The organism is Candidatus Tisiphia endosymbiont of Nemotelus uliginosus (assembly GCF_964264755.1).
Classification (GTDB): Bacteria; Pseudomonadota; Alphaproteobacteria; order Rickettsiales; family Rickettsiaceae; genus Tisiphia.
Genome location: NZ_OZ183481.1, coordinates 941,766 through 965,932, shown reverse-complemented (window position 1 = coordinate 965,932; position 24,167 = coordinate 941,766). Strand labels below are relative to the sequence as shown.

Sequence of the window (24,167 nt, the reverse complement as noted above, 5' to 3'; positions counted from 1 at the left end):
ACAGCCCCAAGCGTCATATATATGCAAAATATTCCAACTGATATTGAACATCTTTCTGAATTAGAGGTAAAAAATTTACTAAAACACCTGGCAAATAAGATAAGAGAATATAATAACGCCTATTACCAAGAAGATGCTCCTCTAATTTCTGATGCTGAGTATGATCAATTATTTAATTTAAATCTTGAACTTGAAAAAAAATTTCCTCATCTGGTACTGGCAAATAGTCCGACTAAACAAATTGGTAGTTCTGTAGCAGAGAAATTTTCGAAAGTAACACATATCCATCCGATGTTTTCGCTTAGTAATGCTTTTGATAGTGAAGATGTATCAGAATTTATCAATAGAATAAAGAATTTTCTACGACTTGATAATTTTCCGGCTATTTTTTGCGAACCTAAAATAGATGGTTTGTCTTTTTCTGCTACCTATGAGGATGGAATACTTACCAAAGCTGCGACAAGAGGTGATGGTTTTATTGGAGAAGATATAACGGAAAATATCAAGACTATCAAGAATTTTCCTCATGCAATAGTTGCAACATCAGGAATTTTGGAAGTAAGAGGCGAAGTTTATATTAATAAGCAGGATTTTCTATTATTAAATCAAGCTCAAGAATTATCCAAAAAAGATAAATTTGCTAACCCGCGTAACGCGGCTGCTGGGTCATTAAGACAGTTAGACCCAAACGTTACAGCTATTAGACCTCTAGGATATTTTGTTTATGCTGTGGGTAACGTTAGTAGCAAAATAGCTGATTCTCAAGATATTTTATTAGATAAGTTAAAAGAGTTAGGATTCATCGTCAATAATATAGGGAAATTAGCTTGTTCTGAAGATGAGATGAAATCTTTCTATGAATATTTGAATTCATCTAGAGAAGAATTACCTTATGAAATTGATGGTGTTGTATATAAGCTAAATGATTTTGCTTTGCAGCAAAGAATGGGCTTTATTGCAAGGAGTCCAAGATTTGCTATTGCTCATAAATTTCCGGCGATTATTGGTCAAACTAAACTAATTAACATTACTCTACAAGTAGGTAGAACCGGTGTATTAACTCCAGTTGCTGAGTTAGAGCCGCTTTCTATTGGTGGAGTTAGGGTATCACGAGCTACCTTACATAATTATCAAGAAATTATCAGAAAAGACATACGGATCAATGATTATGTATTTTTGCAGAGAGCTGGTGATGTCATACCACAAATTACTGCTGTAGATTTTACCAAACGCTCTAGTGAATCGCTAAAAATCGATATGCCGAAGCTTTGCCCATCTTGTGGCTCTCAGTTACATTATAATCAAGAAACTATAATTATTCGTTGCGATAATGGTTTAAATTGTCCGGCTCAGAATTATGAACGAATTTGCCATTTTACATCTAAAAATGCTTTAGATATAGATGGTTTGGGGAAAAAGCAAATAGAATTTTTGCTGGAAAAATCTTTAATAGAAAATCCTGTGGATATTTTTTATTTACAAAATAATAATGAAAAAAACTTAGTCAAGCTTGAAAATATGGTAGGATGGGGGCGAAAATCTGTAGAAAACCTATTTGCCAATATTGACAAAGCCAAAACCGTTTCCCTAAATAGATTCATTTATTCCCTAGGAATCAGACATATTGGTGAACAAACCGCCAAATTACTTGCTCGAGAATTTCAGAATTATAATAATTTCATAACAGCTATGGAATCTTTGTTAAAAGGTGAACAGCCAATTTACCAAAGGTTAAATGATCTGGAAGGAATAGGCGATAAGATTTTGCTAGATATTATCGACTTTTTTGATATTAAAGAAAATTTACAAACTATTCAGCAACTGAGTAAAATTCTAAATATTCAAGACCATAATCAACAAACAACTAAAACTGCATTATCTGGCAAAATTGTGGTATTTACTGGTTCCTTACTAACTCTCTCAAGAGCAGAAGCCAAATCTCAGGCAGAAAAATTAGGAGCTAAAGTAGCCAGTAGCGTTTCGTCTACCACTGATTTAGTAGTGGCAGGTAGCGATGCTGGTAGTAAACTCAAGAAAGCTAAAGAGCTGGGGATTAAAATTATTGATGAAGATGAGTGGCAAGAGTTAGTACTCTTAAGTCACACTCAAATATTTTGAAGAAAACAATTCAAAATATTGCTGGATTTAAACATATTAATGGATTATCATTGTTCATATTTAACTTATTATTAAATAATTATTACATATGCAAATAACAGGTAAGGCTACTAACAAAAAAACACCAATTCAAGAATTTGCCTCTTTTATCTTTGTAATATTTTTGGCACTGATGATAAGATTTTTTGTGATGGAAAATTTCTTTGTGCCAACAGGTTCAATGAAAGCGACAGTGCTGGAAAATGATTATATTTTCTCAACAAAATATTCTTACGGATATAGTAATTATTCTCTTCCTTTCAGCCCTAATATTTTTAACGATAGAATATTAGCATCACAACCACAAAGAGGGGATATAGTAGTTTTTCGTCCACCAAATAATATGGATATTCGATATATAAAAAGATTAATTGGGCTACCTGGAGATAAAATACAATTAATCAATGATGTAGTATATATAAATGATAAAGCTATAGATCGTACTGAAGTTGGGACATATACAAGTGAAGAAGGAAGAAGTTACATAAAATATAAGGAAATATTACCTAACGGCGTAAATTATTTTTCTTATAAATTAAAACAAAATGATCGTTTGTTAGCAAATCAATATGGTAATACAGAAATCTTTTATGTACCAGAAGGAAAATATTTCTTTCTTGGTGATAACAGAGATGAATCAAATGATAGTAGGATAGAACTAGGATTTGTTCCATTCAAAAACTTTATTGCCAAAGGACAATTTATTTATTTTTCGACAAAAGAAAAATTATGGCAAAGTGATATTGGGATAATTAATCAAATATTCCGTGTTGGTACTTGGTTGGCGTCTATTAGATTTAACAGACTATTTACTTCTCTTTATACAGATAAAATACAAAATGATCACAAATAAAGAATCAGCACTCTCTACTCCGGAAAAACTTGAGCAAGATATAGGATATAATTTTAATAATAAAGATTTCTTACTGGAAGCATTAAGCCACCCTTCTCTAAAACAGCATACCGTAAAGCATGGAGTCCAAAAGAATTACGAACGTTTAGAATTACTTGGTGATACAATAATTAATTTTGTTATTACTGAAATTCTATTTAAAAATTTCTCTACTTATGATGAGGGGAAATTAGCAAAAATTAGAGCTTATCTAGTCTGTAAAGAATTACTTTGTAAGGTAGCTGCCAAGATCAATTTGTCAGACTATATTATTATGACTTACGGCGAAGAACTATTAGGGGGAAGGCAAAATCCTAATAATATCGAAAATACTATGGAGGCATTAATTGCTGCCATTTATCTTGATAGCAATATTGACGCAGTAAAAAAAATAGTAAATGATTTGTGGTATGAGTTTATAGATATTATTGATTTAGCTGATTATGACCCTAAAAGTACTCTTCAGGAATTAGCTCAGAAAAAAGGGACTAAAAAGCCTGTATATCAAGTGATTAAAAGAGAAGGTTCTCCACATTCATCCATCTTCACTGTATTAGTACAGATGGATGAATATCAACAAACTGGTACTGGTCACTCAGTTAAGGAGGCAGAAAAAGTTGCTGCTCGTAAATTAATGAACTACCTTAACAATTTGTAAGTTGTGAGCGTTTACGGTTTTTTACTATTTTCTTATGATGAATAAAAAATCCGCTCGCCAAATGTCATTGCGAGACCACGCAAGTAGGTCGTGGCAATCCATTATTTTTGGATTGCATCAATGCTACTAAAGTAGCTCCTCGCAATAACGGTTGTGAGGTTAGATTGCTTAGTCGTCTTACGTTTTCTCGCTAATAGACGTCTTATACTTTAACTTTTTTTCGTGAACGCTCACTGTAAGGTTTAATCTGTGGAAATATTTCAAAAGACAATATCTCTATCTATAATCGGTAAACCAAATGCTGGTAAGTCATCATTATTAAACAAGCTCATTGGACAAAAAATATCGATAGTTACTCCTAAAGTTCAAACTACCCGCTCTATTATAACCGGAATAGTTACCATAAAAGATACACAGCTGATAATACTAGATACACCGGGTATATTTGAACCAAAGAAACAGCTGGAAAAAGCAATGGTACGGTGTGCATGGTCAAGTTTACATGGTGTAGATTTAGTATTATTGATCATAGATAGTACGAAACCTATTGATCAATTTACTTTGCAAATACTCAAAAAATTGCAAACTCTTAAAATAAATTTAATATTCTTATTAAACAAAATTGATATTCCTTCTGAATATCTAGAAGAAATAGAAAATACTCTAAATTCTCAGTTCGTAGATAGTTATATATTAAAGCTATCCGTTTTATCCGGCAAAAATGTCAATAAATTACTCAATTATATCCAAAGCCAAGCTAAAGAATCGCCTTGGCTATATGAAGAGGATGATGTTACTAATCTGCCTATGCGATTTTTAGCAGCTGAGATAACTAGGGAACAATTATTTTTGAATCTCCACCAAGAATTACCTTACAATTTAACCGTCCAAACTGAAATGTGGCAGGAAAATAACGATAAATCTATCAAAATTCATCAAGTAATAGTTGTTTCAAGAGACTCTTATAAGACTATTATTTTAGGAAAAAATGGTTGTAAAATTAAAGAAATAGGTTCTAAGGCAAGAATGGAAATGCAGATATCTTTTGATTGTAAAATTCATCTTTTTCTTTTTGTAAAAGTACGTGAACTTTGGCAAGATGACCCAAACTCATATAGCCATATGCGATTACAACAGACTTGAATATGAATTTTAAAGATATAGGAATAATAATTGGCAAAAAACCATTAAAAGAAAATTCGGCTATTATTACAGTTTTTACTAAAAATCATGGCTTATATTCTGGGGTAATACGAGAAACATCTAGAAAGTCTGGCACTATAAATCAGCAAGGTAATATTGTTGATTTTTTTTGGCAAGCTAGATTACATGAACATATAGGAATGGCTAAATGTGAATTAATAAAATCTTATACTGGTCTTTTAATAACTAATAAAATTAAGCTATATGCCTTTAATTCAATTATTAGCTTGATTAAAATAGCATTTCATGAAAGAGAAAATCACAATAATTTTTTCCCAATCTTTGTAAAATATTTAAACAACCTAGCAAATAATTTTATTTTTGAAGAGTATATTAGGTTTGAATTAGCCATACTCCAAGAATCGGGATATGGTCTTGAGTTGGATAAATGTACAGTAACAGGTAGCCAGGAGAATCTGAAATATGTCTCACCAAAATCTGGAAAAGCTGTCTGTTTATCAGAAGGGCTAGCGTATCAAGACAGGCTTTTAATCTTACCACAATTCTTAACCTCCACTAAGTATGAAATTACTAATAATGATAAAAAACAAGCTTTTAATTTAACTACATATTTTTTTAACCGATATTTCTTTCACAACAACCAAAAACTACATGCTCGAGATAATTTTATACAATGTGTACTATATGATTAATTGTGAGTGTTCACAACCTAGTTTAATTCATTAAATTCTACTTTAGCAAATAATTTTGTTTGAAGTGTCAATAATTCTGAATGATTATTTGAACTTTCTTCTGCCAATTTATTAGCTTTAGTTAAAAGGTCTAAGTCTCTAGCTAGATCAGCAAAAAAGAATCTTATCTCACCACTTTGCTTTGTTCCTAATATTTCTCCGCTACCTCTTAACAGTAAATCCTGCTCAGCTATATAAAAGCCATCATTACTATTTCTCATCACTTCAAATCTAGATTTTGCAAGTATAGTTAATTTTTGAGGATCATATAGAAGAATACAATGAGATTGTAACATTCCACGTCCAACTCTACCTCTTATCTGATGTAATTGAGCTAAACCAAACTGCTCGGCATTCTCTATGACGATTAAGGTGGCATCTGGGACATCAATACCCACTTCAATTACAGTTGTTGCAATAAGAATTTTAATATTACCATTCTTAAATTGTTGCATAATCGCATCTTTTTGTTCATTTTTCATTTTGCCGTGTATAGTAGTTGTAATGTTAGGGTAGGCGGTTTCAATGGTAATGAATCTGGTATTAACGTCAGTCAGCCCAGTAGACCTCTTGCAAAACTCTACTTCTGCTGGTAATTTGGACAATGATGCGGTACTCGAATCCTCACGTACATTAGAGTACGCTGCGGTTCTGCGTTCCGCGTCTCCTTCAAATTCCTCAGCATAAGCGAGTTTTGCAAGAGGTCTAGTGTTTTTTTCCTGGGTTACTAACTCTTCATCAGTTTGATCGATAAGGGGGCATATCCAGTAAATTTTTTCTCCAGATGTTAGTTTTTTATCCAAAACGGAAATTACATTATTTAGTTTTGTTTTGGGTAAGATGCTAGTAATAATTGGTAGTCGATTTTTTGGCTTACTGGTTAATTTAGAAATATCCATATCTCCAAACATAGTCAAAGTAAGGCTTCTAGGAATAGGGGTGGCTGTCATTACTAAAACATCGGGATATGAAGCTTTATTAATTAAATCGAGCCGTTGTTGTACACCAAATTTATGTTGCTCATCAATGACAATATAACCTAGATTTTTAAAAATTACTTTTTCTTGAAATAATGCATGAGTGCCAATTAATATATCAATATCTCCGTTTTCTAGCTCTGATAATAGCTTATTGCGTTCTTTGCTAGATATTTTCCCAGTAAGTAAACCAATCTTTATTCCGCTTTCACTTAAGGCTTTAACAAAGAATTGGTGATGTTGATTTGCTAATAAATCAGTAGGAGCCATTAGTGCAGCTTGAAATTTATGATATACTACATTGACTATTGTTAATAAAGCTACCAGGGTCTTGCCAGACCCTACATCACCTTGCAGTAAACGCATCATTTCTGTAGGAGATAATTGATCTTTTTCAATTTCTTCAATGACTTTTTTTTGGTCATATGTTAGTTCAAATCCTAATATTTTAAGTATTGATTGTTGTAGCTGAACGGATTTAGTAAATGAATTACCTTGTTTTAATTTTGTTTGTTGACGGAGATGTTGTAATGATAGCTGGTTAGCAAATAGTTCTCTTGCTGCTAATCGTCTTAAGGATTGAGTTTGTAATTTAGTATCATGAACTTGGTATAAATGCATGATTTTTAAATCATTTAATAAAGATTCAATATAATCCTTTATTTCTTGAAAATTTTCAGGGATACTGTTACACTCTTTTTCAAGCAAATCAATAGCCTTTATTATATAGGAATAAAGTTGCTTATTAATTATTCCATAAGTTAAAGGATAAATTGATTGTATAGAGTTGGTAAGTTTTTTATCAAAAATAAATATTGGGTGAGATATTTGAGCTAAGCTAGAGAATATTTGTACCTTGCCTTCAATTATTTGCTTACTACCTATCGTAAGTTTATTTAGCAAAAAATAAGGTGGTCTATTAAAAAATATCAGTAGAATAGAACCAGTCTCATTAGATACTAAGATTTTTAAAGGCTGCTTTCTGCTTTTAGGAACAAGAATTTCTTCAATTGTTACTTCCGCTTGAATTAACTGTCCATTTTTCAGTAAAGATAAATTGGGCGAAATTGTTTTAAGTTGATAAGAAGTAGGGCGGTAAAATAGCAAATCTCTTAAATTGATGATCCCCAATCTTTTAAGTCCATCAATTATATTATCACTAACGTTAATATGTGATTTAATTGGTAGGAAAAAAAACTTACTGATAGTTAACATGTTTTATTACTATATAGTTTTGTCTTTTTAATGTCATACCTGGGAAAGCAGGTATCCAGATTCCCGCTTCGGTGCGGAATCTTAGTGCATAAAAATATCGATATCGTTCCAGCCTATCAGATCCAAATTAGCTCTAATAGGTAAGAATTTAAAAATTTGTTTTGCAAGGTCTAGCCTATTTTCGGCTAATAATCTATCTTGTAAGATAGAACGTAGCTGATGTAAATAAAGGACATCTTTGGCAGCATATTCTTTTTGTTCTTCCGTAAGCTCATTTCTTCCCCAATAGGAAGATTGTTGTTGTTTAGAAATTTGCACTGAAAGCAATTCGCGACATAAATCTTTTAAGCCATGGGAATCAGTGTAGGTTCTAACCAATTTAGAAGATATTTTGGTACAGAAGATATTCTCTAAATCAATTTCAAGATATTTCTTTATTGCGGCTAAATCAAATCGAGCATAGTGAAATATTTTACACCGATTTTTATCAAGTAATAATTTTTTTAAATTAGGTGCTGCATAGTTCTTGTCAATAAAGTTTACTAGATAAGCATCACCATCACCATTACTCATTTGCAAAAGACATAATCTATCCCTATGCACTTTTAATCCCATCGTTTCTGTATCGATTGCTAAGTCTCCAGCAATATTAAAATTTTCTGGAATATCATTGTAAAAAACTATAGTGCTAATAATAACCTCCTAATCTTTTATATTGCTTACCACATATTTTACGGTAAATACCTGTTCTGTTGGAGACGCCACTCCTAAAACTCTTCTAGCTTCTTGGTCAAGCATATCCTTGTCTAGAGATTCTGGTCTAAGTAGTTTTACTTTATGTTCAAGTTCAACACGTTCTGCCCTTAAAGTTTCTAGCTCACTATAGGCTTTTTCCAGTCGTTGATTTAATGTAAAATAAGCAATAATTCCCCTATTACCATAAATAGAATGGAAAATAAAATAAGCTAATAGTAAAGAAAGCAAAACATTAAATATTATAATTTTGGATCTTTTAACTAAATCAATAAGATATTGATAATTCATAATATTTTAATAATAAAAATAATATTGGGGCGGTGAGAATTATGCTGTCGAATCGGTCTAAAACGCCTCCATGACCTGGTATTATAGTGCCACTATCTTTAATAGCAAATTTGCGTTTGAAATATGAAATAAATAAATCGCTCATTTGTGCTATTAGTGCTAAACAAAAAGCTGCTATAATTAAGTGCCGTTTGTTTAACAAATAGTAAGTTGGCAAATCAAACCCTGGCAGCAAACTCAATAAAAATGCCGCAACCCCGCTAGCTAATACTCCTGTGATTAATCCACTCCAAGTTTTGTTAGGACTAATCTTGGGAGCAAGTTTAATACCGCCTATATTTTTCCCGCCAATCATAGCAAATATATCAACTGACCATATTATAGTAAAATAGAGTAATAATAGCCACCGATTTTTATCTTCAGTAGCAATTATTACTAAAGATATAATAGGAATGGGAATAATAATCAACCCAAATAATCCATAAAGAAAGGACGATTTGGTTATTGATGGTTTGGTCATCTGATACCATTCATATAACATACCTACGGCAATTAATAACATCAATATATAAAATAACGACTTGATAGATATTATCGATATAATAAATACCGGTCCTATTACTAAGGCTGATAATACTCTCATGAATATATTAGACTTTTTCTTACCTGCCACCAAAAGTCCTCTTCCTTTTTGAGTAATCATCTAACGCTTCTAATAAATCTTGTTTGTCAAAGTCAGGCCAGTATTTAGGTGAAAAATATAGTTCAGCATATGCGATTTGCCATAATAATAAATTGCTGATTCTATATACCCCACCAGTGCGAATTAATAAATCTACATCTGGCATTTCTGGATCATACAGATAATTAATAAACTCATGTTCACCAATATTTGTTTTACCAGAATCGATAATTTTCTGACAGGCATCAACAATTTCTGCTCGCCCGCCATAGCTAAAAGCAAGACAAAGAGTTATTTTATTATTATGTTTTGTTAATTCCATAGCATCATGAATTTGTTTTTGTAACACAGAATCCAACAAATCCAATTTACCGATAATTTTTATTTTAACCCCATTCTTGTGCAGTGCCTCAGTCTCATTTTTTAGATAATAACGTAATAATTTCAATAAAAATGTGACCTCAGTCTTTGATCTACGCCAATTCTCTAATGAAAAAGTATAAAGTGTAACGTAAGGTATATTAAGTTCTATAAAATTTGCTAATAATTTTTTTACTTTATCAGCACCTACTCTATGTCCTTCAAATTTAGGTAGGTCTTTCCCTAATGTCCACCTAGCATTACCATCCATGATGATAGCTAAATGATTTACTTTGTTGATTGTACTCATATTTACTTTTGTATTATATAGCTAATCTTGGTAAGTTTTTAAATGTTATCCCTATTTTGGTGCAGGAATCTCTATATCTCGCAATTGCCGAAAGTTAGAAGAAGATGTGGGTTTTAGATATCTTTTCTGTCATTGCGAGACCACGCAAGTAGGTCGTGGCAATCCATCTTTGGTTACTTTTATGGATTGCTTCGTCGACCTGCGGTCTTCCTCGCAATGACGTTACCCCATATACGACTTTTAAACTACCAGGTCTAAAACCGCTGCTTCTTCTAACTTTCAATAGTTATGCTCTAGACCCCTACCTTTGCAGGGGTGACAGCTGCCCTTGTTTCATTCCCGCTTCGGTGCGGAATCTATAGATATCGCACCGAAACAGGGACGACATATAGTCAATTGATGGCTAAAACTTTCTCGGGTTAGCTATAGGTAGTGAAATTTCAACCAATAACCCGCCTAAAGCTTTACTATCCTGTAATGATATTGTCCCACTATGATCAATAATTATTTCTTTAGTAATAGCAAGACCAAGTCCAACATTCCCTGAATTATTAAGTGAACGGGACTTATCTGAACGGTAAAATGCTTTAAATACTAATAATTTCTCTTCGTCCTTTATGCCAATTCCATTATCTTCAATCTTTATTATTACATTAGTAGAGGTAGAGCATATAGTAATTTTTATTTTTGTAGAATATTTTATCGCATTATTTATTACATTAGATATTGCACGTTCAAAGTTGCTAGGCTTAATTTGTGTGTATACTGGTTGCCCTATCGTAATTAACTCAATATTGGCAGACCATTTATTTGTAACATTTAACATCCAAGAAGATAATTCGATTATTTGAGTTTCTTCTCCATTTTCTCCTCTAGCAAAATCAAGATATGATTTTATCATTTGCTCCATAGCAACTATATCTTCCCTAAGACCTTCTGTTTCCTCAGATTTGTTCATTAGCTCTAATTGTAACTTCATTCTAGTTAACGGAGTACATAAATCATGTGAAATCATAGCAAGCATTCTAGTTCTTTTGCTAATTTGCTTTTCAATGCGTTCTTTCATTTTAAGAAAAGCAATACCAGCCTTTCTTATCTCTTTTGCCCCAGAAGGTTTAAATGTTTGTAATTTGGTGATTCCTTGCCCAAATTGATCAGCCGCATCTGCCAGAATTAAAATGGATTTAATTTGGTTTTTAGAGAAGATTAAGGAAACAGAAAGTAGTAAAATGGTTAAGAAGATTAACCACAAGACAAAAATATAGGCAGTTGGATTCATCAACAATTTTGCTGGGAAAGTTATTTGTATTAAACCATCGGTTAATTGAAGTAGTACTTCAATTCTTCCTGAATCATTAAGCTTTACTATATTATTTTTATTAATTTTTACGTTAATAATATTTTTAAAAATCTCTAATTCTTCACTAATTCTAGGTTGCGTGGATGGCAAGGTTAATTTTGGATAAAACTGATATGACAAATTTAAATAATTTGTCGCTATGGTATTTTTTTCTAATAAATTATTATCGTCTTTTTCAAGCAAGGAAATAATCTCATTAGCAATAATATTACTAGTATAGTAAGAAACATTATACCAGTGACGATCATAGAACAAAAACACTGCTAGAATTTGTCCTATTAATGTCGGAACAATGATAATGAGTACAAATCTAGCCAGTAATGTTTGTGGAATAATTTTATGTATAGATAGCATATCCACTATTCCGAATGGTTTTTAAATATTTTGGTTCTTTAGGATCGTCTTCTATCTTACTCCTTATTCTGACAATTTGTACGTCGATAGAACGAGGGCTGAGTCCTCCCATTATTTTTGATAACTCATCACGTTTCATTTCTTGTCCGATGTGGGTTAATAGTACTTCTAGTAGTTTTGTCTCTGTAGAGCTTAATGGTACCAGTTGATTATTTTTTATAAATTCCTTTGATTCGAAATTATAATAATTATTGCCTAACCGTTTGATTTTATCTTGTTTTTTATAATTATTATAGCTATTTAATAGATTGTTGATTCTTAATAATAATTCTTTCGGTTCAAAAGGTTTAGTTAAATAATCTGATGCCCCGGCTTCTAAGCCCTTGATACGATCATTTGGTTCTGACAATGCAGTTAGCATAACAATTGGTACAAGGTCTTTGGTAGCTCTTATAGTTTTAGCAAAATCAAGTCCTGTAACATTTGGTAACATGACGTCCAAAATAATTAAGTCATAAATAGAAGATTTTAATAATTCCTCAGCTCCTTCGACAGAATGTGTTGTTGATACTAAAAAGCCGTTTTTATACAAAAACTGTTTTAAAAGTTTCTGTATTCTAGTATCATCATCAACTACAAGAATGTGGGGTTTTGAGCTTTGCATAAATAAATTTTAGGTAATAAAAATTACTATAGTTTAATAGTAGAATATTAACAATGACAATAATACAAGAAAATATACTAACTGAAAAGCCGTTTAAAAATCTTAATCAATTATCAGGTTATATTTGGATTAATGGTAGATTTATTGCTTGGCAGGAAGCCAAGATACATGCTCTTACTCATAGTTTGCATTATTCTGGTGGAGTTTTTGAAGGAGAAAAAGCCTATAATGGTAAAATTTTTAAATTAGAAGAACATACACAACGTTTGATAGAGTCAGCAAAAAGTCTAAGCATAGAGGTGCCATATAGTTTTGAAAAGATTATAGAAGCTCACCAGCTACTTATAACAAAAAATAATATTAAAGATGCGTATATTCGCCCATTAATTTGGTTTGGTAGTGAATCTCTTAATCTGACTAATGTAAACTTATCGGTTAATCTATTAATCGCTGCTGTTCCATCAACTCTTAGACCTTCTGGGGCCTTAAGTCTGCATATTGCTCGTTGGCGAAAATGTCATCCAAACTCATTGCCCCCACAATGTAAATCATCAGGACATTATAATATGATGATAGTATGCCAGAAAGAAGCTAAGTCTCTGGGGTACGATGATGCAATTTTATTAGATTGGCGGGGATATGTTGCTGAATGTAGTACGGCAAATATCTTCTTTGTTAAAGATGATCAATTATTCACTCCGATAGCTGATAGTTTTTTAAATGGTATAACGCGTCAAACAATTATAAAACTTGCTAATGATTTAAATATCAAGGTTATAGAAGAGTATATAACTCCAGATAGGGTAGGGGAGTTTAATGAATGTTTTATGACTGGTACAGCTGTAGAAGTTAAGGGGATTAAATCGATTAACCTTGGTGAGCGAAATGTCATCTTTGAAGATAGTAAAATTACTAATTTGCTAAAAAAAGAATATAATGACTTAGTGTACAAATAAATAGTGATATACTGAGGTTATGTAAAGTACTTTCGTCTATTAGCGAAGAGTAGCTTGGCAATACCGTCATTGCGAGCGAACGTATGTGAGTAAAGCAATCCACAAAAATGATTAAAGATTAAATGGATTGCTTCGTCGTTACTAAAGTAGCTCCTTGCAATGACGGAATGTTGTAAGGTAGCTCCTCGCTAATAGACGATTAGGGGCGAATAAAAATAATATGAATTTAACAGGTGTTTATGGAAAATAATATATTCAAAGGAGTCATTACAGCTATTATAACTCCTTTTAAGGAAAATAAATTAGATTTTGCTTCTGTGGAAAAGATAGTGAATTATCAAATTGCTAATAAAGTTGATGGGATAGTGGTTGCTGGTTCTACTGGTGAGGGACCTAGTTTAACTTTGCAGGAATATCAGTCTTTATTACAAGCGGTTATCGAAATTACTAACAAACGTATACCAGTAATAGCTGGTTGTTCAGCCATGACTACTAGCACCGCCGTAGATATGGTACAAATATGTACAAAAATTGCCGTTGATGGATTTATGTGTAGTATTCCTTCTTATGTAAAGCCAACTCAAGAGGGAATATATTGGCATTTTGAGGCTATCCATAATGCCAGTAATTTACCAATAATGCTATATTCAGTACCTAGTAGAACTTTGGCAGACTTTTCAGATGATACGATAATTAAGCTCAGTAAACTACCGCGTATTGTAGCCCTTAAAGATGCTGGTAACGATTTAGAACGCCCATTACGAATTAGGTCTATGGTTAAAGATTTTAGCTTATTATGTGGTAATGATGAATTAGCTTTATCTTACAATGCTCATTCGGGGGTAGGGTGTGTTTCTGTTGCATCTAATATCACGCCTAGTTTGTGCAAGAAATTACAGGATAATTGTCGTGATGGTAATTATCAGGAAGCTCTGCAAATTCAGCAACAATTATTACCTATATATAAAGCATTATTTGCAGAATCCAATCCGATACCGGTAAAATATGCTGCGGCAAGATTGGGGTTATGTGCCAATGAATTAAGGCTTCCTTTAACTTCAGCTAGTGTAGCCACCGAGGAAAAAATAAATAAAGCTATGGAATATGTCGGAATATAAAAAAGTAATAGCGCAAAATAAGAAGGCATATTTCAATTACTTTATTGAAGAAAAAATTGAAGCTGGCATAATATTGACTGGTAGTGAAGTTAAATCATTGCGTCAAGGAAAAGCCAGTATAGAAGATAGTCATGCAGAAAATTCAGCAAATGAAGTGTTTTTGTATAATTGTCATATTGCGGAATATGAAAAAGCTAATAGGTTTAATCACTCGACTAGAAGGACACGTAAGTTGCTCCTTAATTCGAGTGAGATAAAAAAAATAATTGGTAAGATTCGTTTAAAGGGTTATACTCTCGTAGCTCTTTCTTTATATTTCAATAAGAAAAATAAAGTAAAAGTTGAGTTAGGGATTGCAAAAGGTAAAAAGTTACATGATAAAAGACAGACAATTAAAGAACAAGATTGGAAAAGGGATCAAGGGCGAATTATGCGGGTGAAGTGCTAACCATCATAAATGGATTAGATTGCTTCGTCTAAGAAAAAATTAACGAATGGTAAATTAATGACAATAACTGCTGAATACCTAATTGAAAGAAAGCAAAATAAGATGAAATTAATGCTTTGGAAGCTAGCAACAATTTTTATGTTTATAGTTTTAATTGTGGTGATGATTAAGCAATTTGATTTGACAAAATCTGAATATATAACTACTAATAGTAAATATATAGCTGCTATTTCAATAGAAGATATCATTTTTGAAGATGCAAAACGTGATACAAGATTGGAAAAAATCATTGATGATGATCAGATTAGTGCTTTAGTGGTTAATGTCAATTCTCCTGGTGGAACTGTTGTTGGTTCAGAGAAAATTTATAATATACTCAGGAAAATATCTGCAGAAAAGCCGGTAGTGGTTGTTATGGGTACATTGGCAGCCAGCGGCGGATATTTGATATCCTTAGGAGGTGATTACATAATTAGTCATAATGGGACAATTACCGGCTCAATTGGTGTAATTCTTCAAACTCTAGAAGTCACAGATTTAGCAAAAACTTTAGGTATTACCTTTAATAATTTTAAATCCGGAGAATTAAAGGCGGTTCCTAATCCTACTGAAAAAGTCACAGAAGCTGTTCGTCAGGCAATAATGTCGAATGTACTAGATACTTATGATTATTTCATTGAACTAGTGGCTTTAAGAAGGAATATACCAATTGATCAAGTTAGAGAACTAGCTGATGGGCGGATATATTCTGGTCGCCAAGCTTTAAAGCTAAAGCTTGTTGATGCTGTGGGGTCACAGGATGATGCGATTAAATGGTTACAGGAAGTTAAAAAAATCGATAAGGATTTGAAAGTAAAAGAATTTAAAATAAAACCTAAACCAAAATTCCTTGAGATTATAATGGAAGATTTTGATAGTATTTTACCAAGTTTTTTCAAAAATAAATTTCAAGGATTGGGGGCAATCTTTTGATTTATGGCAAAAAAATCTGACTTAGTAAATAAAATATCGGAGGAACTTAATTATCTTGCTAAGGAGGATATAAAAGATTCGGTAGATTTGGTTTTGGATTATTTACAATCTAGCTTAGCTGAGCAAAACCGTATTGAAATTAGAGGTTTTGGCAGTTTCTCAGTTAGGCAGCGGAAATTTTCAAATAGTGAGCAATCATATAAAACCGTCTATTATCGTATGCCTAAAAATTATGGTAACATATAGGGTCTTAAATTTACTCTTCATCCCCATCTTTTATTAAAATCAATTTATTGCAAGATTTTTAGTGGAGAAGATGATAAAATAGCATTAGTTATCAATATAGAATTAAGAGGTTGTATTATATGTTTTTATCAAAATTTCTTGACCCTAAAAATGATTTTTGTTTTCGCCAAATTTTTGGCACTGAAAAGAACAAGGATATACTTGTTCATTTTTTAAATGATATTCTCAAATGTAAAGGAAATGAAAAAATAATTGAGGTGACGTTTTTACCAACTATCCAAGACCCTGATATTGCTATTTACAGAAAGTCTATAGTTGATGTGTTATGTAAAGATCAACATGGTAATCAATTCATCGTAGAGATGCAGATAAGTAAGCATCCAGGATTTGAGAAAAGAGCCCAGTATTATGCAGCTAAAGCATATTCTAGGCAAATACTCAAAGAGGATGAAAACCATAAAAAGTTGGCAGTATACGCTAAATTAAAAGGAGTGATATTTTTAGCAATAGCAGATTTTGTGATGTTTGACGATAAAAAACATTGGAAATCAGAGCATCGTCTTTTAGATACAGAAAGCTACGCCAATGATTTAAAAGATTTTTACTTTGTTTTTTTAGAACTCAAGAAATTTAATAAAATTATCTCTAATATAGAGACTACAGAGGAAAAGTGGATGTATTTTTTCAAACATGCAGGAGATAGTACATTAACATTAGCCGAAATAGAGCAGTTAATAGGTAAGGATAAAATTATTAGAAGAGCCTTTGAGGCAGTAGATCAAGCAAGCTGGTCAGAAGCAGAGCTTAACACCTATGAGGAAAGAACAAAAGCCTATTTTGATAATTTAGCGGTAGAACAGCAACAAATTGAAGATGCTGAAGCTAAAGGGGAAGCTAGAGGGGAAGCTAGAGGGGAAGCTAGAGGAAAAGCTGAAGGTATTAAAGAAAGTACTATAGCAATGGCAAAAAAAATGCTGAAAGAAAGCTATCCCATAGAAGTTATAAGTAAATTAACCGAACTAACCATTGAAGAAATAGAGAAGTTATAGCTAACCCGTTAATGTTTTCGATAGTTTCTTTGTCTCTATTAGTTAGGAATCTTCCTGTGATAACTATAGTCAATTCAGGAGAATTTGGAGCTAGGAGCGATGAGTGATATGTCCCCAACTTCTCCTCTCGTTCTATTTGCAAGACATCCTATCGTCTTTATTGTTTATTTTTTATAATTATGTGTAGTTATGACTTTAGAAGAATTTCACCAAAAATATAATTATGCTCAATCAACCAAGATGATGCAACAATATTTAGACATCAAATTTGCTAATCTTGATTGTCTTCTATTGTTTAGGATGGGTGATTTTTATGAAATGTTTTTTGAGGATGCAATTCTTGCCAGTCAAGTTTTAGGTATTGCTTTGACTAAAAGAGGTTCTAATGGTGATTGTGAGATTGCTATGTGTGGTGTCCCTCATCATGCTCTTGAGACCTATTTGAATAAATTAATTGAAGAGAATTACAAAGTTGCTATTTGCGATCAATTAGAGACACCCGAAGAGGCAAAAAAACGTGATGGTTATAAGGCTGTAGTACATAGGGATGTAACGCGTATCATCACCCCAGGTACTATTACTGAGGAATCTTTAATTGATGTTTGTGAGCCTAATTATTTGGCAAGTTTAGTTTTGTTAAAAAACAAAGCGTCAATTTGTTACGTAGATATTTCTACTGTGGAAATTTCAGTTATTGAGATTCCGCAAAATGAGATTATCAATGAACTATCGCGTCTTAAGCCAAAAGAGATTTTACTTAGTGAAAATTTGAGGGGGCATCAATTAGCTAGTAATATTAATAACCAATTGCATTTTCGTATCTCATATCAAGTTGATAGTTTTTTTGCTAGTAAGAAATGTCATAAAATTATCTTAGATTTTTATAAAATTAATGATCTAAAAGCTATAGGTGAAGTATCTGAATGTCAAATAAGTAGTATTGGTAGTGTTTTAGAATATTTATCTTTGACCCAAAAGCAAAATATACCTTCTCTACCTTTACCTCGGTTGGTTAATTATCATAATTTTATGATAATTGATTCGGCAACTCGGCGGAATTTGGAAATTACCAGTAATTTATTAGGAAAAACCAAAGGCAGTGTCCTTGCTACTATTGATCATACCGTTACTAAAGCTGCCAGCCGTCTATTATATCACTTTTTATCTACACCACTAATAGATATTGATCAAATAAATTCTCGACAAAATATAACAGAGTTTTTTTATAAAAATATTGCCATAGTAGGAAATATTAAAAAATTACTCAAGAAAACTGGAGATTTAGAACGTTGTTTATCTAGAATTATGATGAATCGCGGCTCAGGACGAGATTTGCTAAATATTAAATATACGTTAAATGCTGCACTGGAAATAAAGGGTGAATTTATTGCTCATTACGGGCTAAATCTGCCAGATTATATAGAGAACTTAATCAAACCATTATCTGGCAATGAACAATTATATTCCTTAATAGACCAGGCAATTAGAGAGGATGCACCAAATAATATCAATGAAGGCGGTATAATAAATCATCATTATCACCCTAAACTACAAGAATTATATGATCTAATTAATAATGGCAAATCACATATAGAGAAGCTAAAGAATCTATATCGTCTTGATACTGGCATTGAAACTCTCAAAATATCACATAATAATGTGCTTGGGTTGTTTATTGAAATTACCCTAAGACATAGTGATAAGATGGTAGACACAAAATTTATTCATCGTCAAACAACTTCTAATGCTAGTCGATATACTACTATTGAATTACAAAAATTAGAAAGCGATATGGTTAATAGCAAAAGTTTAGCAATTAGTCTTGAACTGGAATTATATAATAAAATATGCCAGCAAGTTATTGATAATACCGTATTTCTGCGATTACTTAGCTGTTCTTTGAGTCAGCTTGATGTATTCTGTAATTTTGCTTATATTGCCGATGAATATAATTATGTTAGACCAGTTTTAACGAACGATTTAACTTTTGAAGTTATCAAGGGACGTCATCCAGTTGTTGAACAAAGCCTATTAACCGATAAAAAGAGCTTTATTGACAATAATTGCACTTTATCCGAAGCTAATAGAATTTGGTTAATTACTGGACCTAATATGGCTGGTAAAAGTACTTTTTTGCGGCAGAATGCCCTAATAGCCATATTAGCACAAATTGGTAGTTTTGTACCAGCGACAAGTGCCAAGATAGGAGTGGTAGACAAGATATTCAGTAGAATAGGGGCAGGGGACGATTTACAGGCAGGACAGTCGACTTTTATGGTAGAAATGCTAGAGACATCAGCTATTTTAGCACAATCTACTAAAAATTCCTTAGTAATACTAGATGAGGTTGGGCGTGGAACTTCGACATATGATGGCGTATCAATTGCTTGGTCAGTGCTTGAATATATTCATGATAATCTCAAATGCCGATGTTTATTTGCTACGCATTATCATGAATTAACCAGTATGAGTAATTTTTTGCCAAGCCTAAAAAATTATACAGTTGCTATTGAGGAATTAGGAAAAGAAATATTATTTTTGCATAATATTATCGAAGGGGCGGCTGATAAATCTTATGGAATTCATGTAGCCTACTTAGCGGGGCTACCAAAATCTGTTATAATTAGGGCGAATGACATTTTAGCAAAATTAGAAAAAAGTGCAACGTACAAAAATAAGCATATATTAAATACCGAATCAAACAATTTAAGTCTATTTAATTTGCCAGTAGAAAGTAAAAAAGAAATGAAATTCAATAAGTTAGAAAAAGAAATTAATGAAATCGATCCTGATCAACTCTCCCCTAAGCAAGCCTTAGAGTTAGTTTATAAGTTAAAAGGATTGATTGTTGAGTAAACGCCTATAATGACGTATAGATACACCAAGACTATATGGATTGCTTCGTTGTGCGGTTTCCGCACTCCTCGCAATGACGTTTGGGGGGCATATACGTCATTGCGAGACCATGTAATGGTCGAAGCAATCCAGAAATGATTAAAAATGGATTGATACGACCTACTTTCGTGGTCTCGCAATGACAACTTTTCTACTTTATTTTCTTAAAACGTTGCCAATTCAAGCTAATTCACTTTAAGATTATAAAAATAATACTTGCCCTATTAATTATATTCTATATAATGCAAATCATAAAATAAAAATCCGTTCAATACGGCATATGAATTTGTATGTCATTAGAACAATTAACTTTAATTAAGTAATAGCAATGGAAATAGATTTTAAAGACTATGTAAAAGAGGATAATTTTTTAAATCTTAGAAGCAATAAAGAAATATTAGAGCATGATAATTTAGAAGAATTAGGTTCATTTTTACGAAATAACCCTGGTATCACGAAACTTAGCCTAGAGAATTGTGATATTGATAGTTCTAATATTAAACGGTTGATAGCCCCGATAAAGGAGAGCAATATTAGTAATCTTGATATATCATGCAACAAATTAGGTGCTGTGGGTGCAGCTGAAATAGCTAATGAACTCTCTAACCTTACTATCCTTAATATATCATGCAACAAATTAGGTGCTGTGGGTGCAGCTGAAATAGCTAATAAACTCTCTAACCTTACTGATCCTAAGCTTAGTAAGCTCGATATAGCTGGTAATGAACTAGGGGATGAAGGGGTGAAGGCTATAGCTGATTCTCTTTCCAAGCTTACTGATCTCACCTATTTAAATATGTTCTATAATAAACTAGGTAAGGAAGGGGCTCAGACAATAGCCGCTTTCCTCTCAAAGCTTACTAACCTTACTAATTTTAATATATCCTCGAATAAAATAGGTGATAAAGGGGCAAAGGCAATAGCTGCTTCCCTTCCCAATCTTACTAAACTCACTGAGTTTAATGTATCCTATAATGGAATAGGTGATGAAGGGGTGGGTGCAATAGTTGATGGGCTTAGTAAACTCACTGATTTTACTAGTCTTAAGACGATTTTTAATGGTATGGGAAGGATAGGCTTAGGGGAAATAGCTAAGCTAGCTAACCTTACTACGCTTAATATAGGATGTAATAATGCAGATTTTGTAGATGCGGACGTACTACTATCTAATTTGAAAAATTGTGCTATAAACTTTGGTGGGGATATAGCAATAAAAACATATACTAATGTAATTCAAGCGATAAAGAGAACCACTCCAGATGGCAATCTCACGCCTGAAAATGTTAAAGATATAGTGTTCAAACTAGCTACACAAGATCGCGCAGGTAAGAGCATACAACATATAATAAATTCTCCAGAAAAATACCCCTTTGCTATAAACTCACGAGACAATGTCGTACACTCACTATTAGATTTTTATAATCACAGCCATAAGATGCAACAGTTTCTTTTTCAGCACGGTGCAGTACCAGATCAAGAGCAAGAGCAAGAGCAAGAGCAAGAGCAAGAGCAAGAGCAAGAGCAAGAGCAAGAGCAAGAGCAAGAGCAAGAGCAAGATAATAGGCTTAATACATTAGCACGAGATACACAGTCCGTTCATACAACAGAAGCAGTAAAATTAGTGAATTTTATTACTGATAATTTATTTAAAGCTTATGGGAATATAGAAAATAAACAACAGTTGCTAGGGCGTGTCATCAATTAAGTTGACATAAATATTAGGATGAGGCAAATTAGATATTGGTAAAAAAATAAGAAGGTGACCAATGCGCAGATATGCTTTAAGAGATGATCAATGGGAAAGGATAAAGGATATTTTACCTGGAAAAGAAGGAGACGTAGGAGCAAGTGCCAAAGATAATAGATTATTCGTAGAAGCTGTATTATATAGATATCGTGCTGGTATACCGTGGAGAGACTTACCAGAAAGATTTGGAGATTTTAGAGTAATTCATACAAGACATACACGTTGGAGCCAAAAAGATGTATGGAAGAAGGTTTTTGAACTACTTGCACAAGATGCAGATAATGAATATAGTATGATTGATTCAACGATTGTTAGAGCACATCAACATAGTGCCGGAGCTAAAAAAAAGTCATAGTAGATGACCAAGCAATAGGTCGTAGTAAAGGTGGTTTATCAACTAAAATTCATGCAACTGTTGATGCTTTAGGAAATCCGACAGCTTTTTATTTAACCCCTGGTCAGTCGCATGATTTACAAGGTTCTGATGCTTTAATGGAAACTTTGACAAAAGCGGATACCGTAATTGCAGATAAGGCTTATGATGCTAAGGCAAGAATGAGGAATAAGATAAAAGATAAGAATTGCACTCCTGTAATTCCATCCAAGAAGAATCGTAAATTTCCTGTAGAATATGATGTAGAGCTTTATAAGTATCGTCATTTAATTGAAAATTTCTTTGCAAAACTTAAACAATCTCGAGGCATTGCTACGCGTTATGATAAACTAGCTCAGAATTTTCTGGGAGCAATTTATTTGGCTTCTTCTGTAATATTACTTAATTGATGACACGCCCTAGTAAAAGCAGAAGAATATCAGGCAGGATTAACTAAATTGGATCAAGTTTATCAAAATTCAATAAAATTAAAATTACTTAGCTTGTCTGATGGTGCTAAGCGTGACACCATGAAAAAGACGTTAGTGGCAAATCAACCTACACCAAGTGATCAAGACTATGTTGCTACCGTAATCGAGAAAGCTAAGATAGCACTAACAACAATATACCTAGGCAAAACAAATGGTCAATATAATCCAGGATATCCTACCCATGAAATGGAATATGGTGATGGTCATAAAATAACTATTCCCCAATCTTTGGGACTTGTTAAATCATTAATAGATACTATGGAGATTCCAGTTGCTGAAAAACTGGAGCTGTTGGTAACATTAATGAGACAAAATCCAGAATTAGTTGAAAGTAAACTAAAAATAATACAAGATAAATTAAACATAAATGTTCCATCAAAAATATTAGTAGATTCTACAACATGTCATAAATTCTTAGCAAGCAATCCTGTTATAAAAAAGACTCCTCAGATAATAGGTGATTTGTTTAATAGTATTAGTGATTTAGATATAGACCAAACCTGGAGAGAGCAAAAAGCATTTACTGTAGCAGAAAACATCTACATTGCCGCAACCGCATATGGTAAAGATAAAACTGCTTGTCTCCAAGGAGTATTGGAAGATATTGTTAATAGTGTAACTGAAATAAATAAAGATTTTTATAATGAATTTATTAAATTGCAAGAACAAAATTTAGAAGAAGAGAGAGCAAGAACTTCTATCACAGAAAACAATATTCAGGAATTTATTGGCGTATTAGCTAAGAAGTTAATAAATTTTGTTGATGAAGACAAACCAGCACTACAAGAACGCCTTGCAGACCTTGAGTTTGCCACGATAGATATGACAAAACCACAATATATTAGCATAGAACAGCAAGAGTTTTTAGCACAGATTAATACAGCATTTGCAGAAATCAAAAAATACTTACCTAATTATAATAGAAAAATACCAACATCTGATGAATATGATCTTATAATCAAAATGTTAGCAAAACATCCTCTTATAGAAAAGTTTGCAACAGACCACTATAAATTGCAAGAATCCGCATTACAACTAGAAGATTATATATCTGCCCATTCATTAGTCGAGGAGCCTTCACAACCATTGGATGACCAAGATGTTGTTAAAATAATTGGGGATGAAGGATACTAATAATAATTGTCACCCCTGCGAAAGCAGGTATCTTAGATTCCCGCCATTGCTAAGAATGACAAATTAAGGGTAAAGATGTCATTGCTATGAGGTGTAGCAATCCATATTCATTAGAAAGGATTGCTTCGTCGAGCTACGCCTTCTTGCAATGACGTTTTGTACTTTAACTT

The 24,167-nt window shown here is 32.6% G+C and carries 22 protein-coding genes; 15 read left to right on the top strand and 7 right to left on the bottom strand.

Translation table 11 applies throughout. From position 1 onward, the window contains the following. Positions 1-21: 21 nt before the first annotated feature. The 5 genes from ligA to recO all read left to right on the top strand — a co-directional run bounded on the left by ligA (position 22) and on the right by recO (position 5,563). Complete coding sequence (gene ligA, locus ACFELW_RS04995; RefSeq protein WP_375329815.1) at positions 22-2,118, top strand: NAD-dependent DNA ligase LigA; 2,097 nt, start codon at positions 22-24, stop codon at positions 2,116-2,118. Between the two features lie 88 nt (positions 2,119-2,206). After that, positions 2,207-3,010 carry a signal peptidase I gene (gene lepB, locus ACFELW_RS04990; RefSeq protein WP_375329814.1) on the top strand — a complete coding sequence of 268 codons (804 nt, stop codon included), beginning with the start codon at positions 2,207-2,209 and terminating at the stop codon, positions 3,008-3,010. Further along, entirely contained in the window at positions 2,997-3,707 is a 711-nt protein-coding gene (rnc, locus tag ACFELW_RS04985) for a ribonuclease III (protein WP_375329813.1), read from the top strand. The genes lepB and rnc overlap by 14 nt, the downstream gene beginning before the upstream one ends. Positions 3,708-3,956: 249 nt before the next feature. Further along, on the top strand, positions 3,957-4,850 hold the full coding sequence (gene era / locus ACFELW_RS04980) for a GTPase Era (RefSeq protein WP_375329812.1): 894 nt from the start codon (positions 3,957-3,959) through the stop codon (positions 4,848-4,850). A gap of 2 nt (positions 4,851-4,852) precedes the next feature. After that, a complete protein-coding gene (gene recO, locus ACFELW_RS04975; protein ID WP_375329811.1) occupies positions 4,853-5,563 on the top strand; it encodes a DNA repair protein RecO in 711 nt (236 codons plus the stop codon). Positions 5,564-5,580: 17 nt separating this feature from the next. Here the strand turns inward: recO and ACFELW_RS04970 are convergent, their stop codons facing one another. The 7 genes from ACFELW_RS04970 to ACFELW_RS04940 all read right to left on the bottom strand — a co-directional run bounded on the left by ACFELW_RS04970 (position 5,581) and on the right by ACFELW_RS04940 (position 12,568). Next, on the bottom strand, positions 5,581-7,794 hold the full coding sequence (locus tag ACFELW_RS04970; protein ID WP_375329810.1) for an ATP-dependent DNA helicase RecG: 2,214 nt from the start codon (positions 7,792-7,794) through the stop codon (positions 5,581-5,583). 81 nt (positions 7,795-7,875) lie between these two features. Continuing rightward, positions 7,876-8,487: a ribonuclease D gene (locus ACFELW_RS04965; protein WP_341759876.1), complete on the bottom strand. Its 612-nt coding sequence runs from the start codon at positions 8,485-8,487 to the stop codon at positions 7,876-7,878. Between the two features lie 9 nt (positions 8,488-8,496). Next, positions 8,497-8,838, bottom strand: a complete 342-nt coding sequence (locus ACFELW_RS04960; protein WP_094649264.1) for an FtsB family cell division protein — start codon at positions 8,836-8,838, stop codon at positions 8,497-8,499. Further along, the gene (locus ACFELW_RS04955) at positions 8,816-9,541 is read right to left on the bottom strand and encodes a phosphatidate cytidylyltransferase (protein WP_094649263.1); all 726 of its coding nucleotides are present in this window, start codon (positions 9,539-9,541) and stop codon (positions 8,816-8,818) included. The genes ACFELW_RS04960 and ACFELW_RS04955 overlap by 23 nt, the downstream gene beginning before the upstream one ends. After that, positions 9,501-10,190, bottom strand: coding sequence for a polyprenyl diphosphate synthase (gene uppS / locus ACFELW_RS04950; protein WP_192866928.1), 690 nt, complete (start codon positions 10,188-10,190; stop codon positions 9,501-9,503). The genes ACFELW_RS04955 and uppS overlap by 41 nt, the downstream gene beginning before the upstream one ends. A 403-nt stretch (positions 10,191-10,593) precedes the next feature. Beyond that, complete coding sequence (locus ACFELW_RS04945; RefSeq protein WP_375329809.1) at positions 10,594-11,904, bottom strand: sensor histidine kinase; 1,311 nt, start codon at positions 11,902-11,904, stop codon at positions 10,594-10,596. Then, complete coding sequence (locus ACFELW_RS04940) at positions 11,888-12,568, bottom strand: response regulator transcription factor (RefSeq protein WP_094649533.1); 681 nt, start codon at positions 12,566-12,568, stop codon at positions 11,888-11,890. Before ACFELW_RS04940 ends, ACFELW_RS04945 begins: the two co-directional genes overlap by 17 nt. A 53-nt stretch (positions 12,569-12,621) precedes the next feature. Here ACFELW_RS04940 and ACFELW_RS04935 point away from each other — a divergent pair, with 53 nt between their 5' ends. From ACFELW_RS04935 to ACFELW_RS04890, 10 genes are all read left to right on the top strand, one after another. Next, a complete protein-coding gene (locus ACFELW_RS04935; protein ID WP_341748915.1) occupies positions 12,622-13,524 on the top strand; it encodes a branched-chain amino acid transaminase in 903 nt (300 codons plus the stop codon). Between the two features lie 239 nt (positions 13,525-13,763). Further along, positions 13,764-14,642 (top strand): 4-hydroxy-tetrahydrodipicolinate synthase, encoded by an 879-nt coding sequence (gene dapA, locus ACFELW_RS04930; RefSeq protein WP_375329808.1) that lies wholly within the window; start codon positions 13,764-13,766, stop codon positions 14,640-14,642. Next, positions 14,629-15,090 (top strand): SsrA-binding protein SmpB, encoded by a 462-nt coding sequence (smpB, locus tag ACFELW_RS04925; RefSeq protein ID WP_250311469.1) that lies wholly within the window; start codon positions 14,629-14,631, stop codon positions 15,088-15,090. Before dapA ends, smpB begins: the two co-directional genes overlap by 14 nt. 57 nt (positions 15,091-15,147) lie before the next feature. Beyond that, positions 15,148-16,062 carry a signal peptide peptidase SppA gene (gene sppA / locus ACFELW_RS04920; RefSeq protein ID WP_375329807.1) on the top strand — a complete coding sequence of 305 codons (915 nt, stop codon included), beginning with the start codon at positions 15,148-15,150 and terminating at the stop codon, positions 16,060-16,062. Positions 16,063-16,065: 3 nt separating this feature from the next. After that, entirely contained in the window at positions 16,066-16,308 is a 243-nt protein-coding gene (locus ACFELW_RS04915; protein WP_094649538.1) for an HU family DNA-binding protein, read from the top strand. A 119-nt stretch (positions 16,309-16,427) separates the two neighbouring features. After that, entirely contained in the window at positions 16,428-17,357 is a 930-nt protein-coding gene (locus tag ACFELW_RS04910; RefSeq protein WP_375329806.1) for an Rpn family recombination-promoting nuclease/putative transposase, read from the top strand. Positions 17,358-17,546: 189 nt separating this feature from the next. Continuing rightward, complete coding sequence (gene mutS, locus ACFELW_RS04905) at positions 17,547-20,213, top strand: DNA mismatch repair protein MutS (RefSeq protein ID WP_375329805.1); 2,667 nt, start codon at positions 17,547-17,549, stop codon at positions 20,211-20,213. Positions 20,214-20,580: 367 nt separating this feature from the next. Further along, positions 20,581-21,957, top strand: coding sequence for a hypothetical protein (locus ACFELW_RS04900; protein ID WP_375329804.1), 1,377 nt, complete (start codon positions 20,581-20,583; stop codon positions 21,955-21,957). Between the two features lie 61 nt (positions 21,958-22,018). After that, a protein-coding gene (locus ACFELW_RS04895; RefSeq protein WP_375329714.1) for an IS5 family transposase occupies positions 22,019-22,782 on the top strand; the annotation gives its coding sequence in 2 pieces (ribosomal slippage) (positions 22,019-22,351 and positions 22,354-22,782; 762 coding nt in all). A 120-nt stretch (positions 22,783-22,902) separates the two neighbouring features. Further along, positions 22,903-23,997 carry a hypothetical protein gene (locus ACFELW_RS04890; RefSeq protein WP_375329803.1) on the top strand — a complete coding sequence of 365 codons (1,095 nt, stop codon included), beginning with the start codon at positions 22,903-22,905 and terminating at the stop codon, positions 23,995-23,997. Positions 23,998-24,167: the final 170 nt, after the last annotated feature.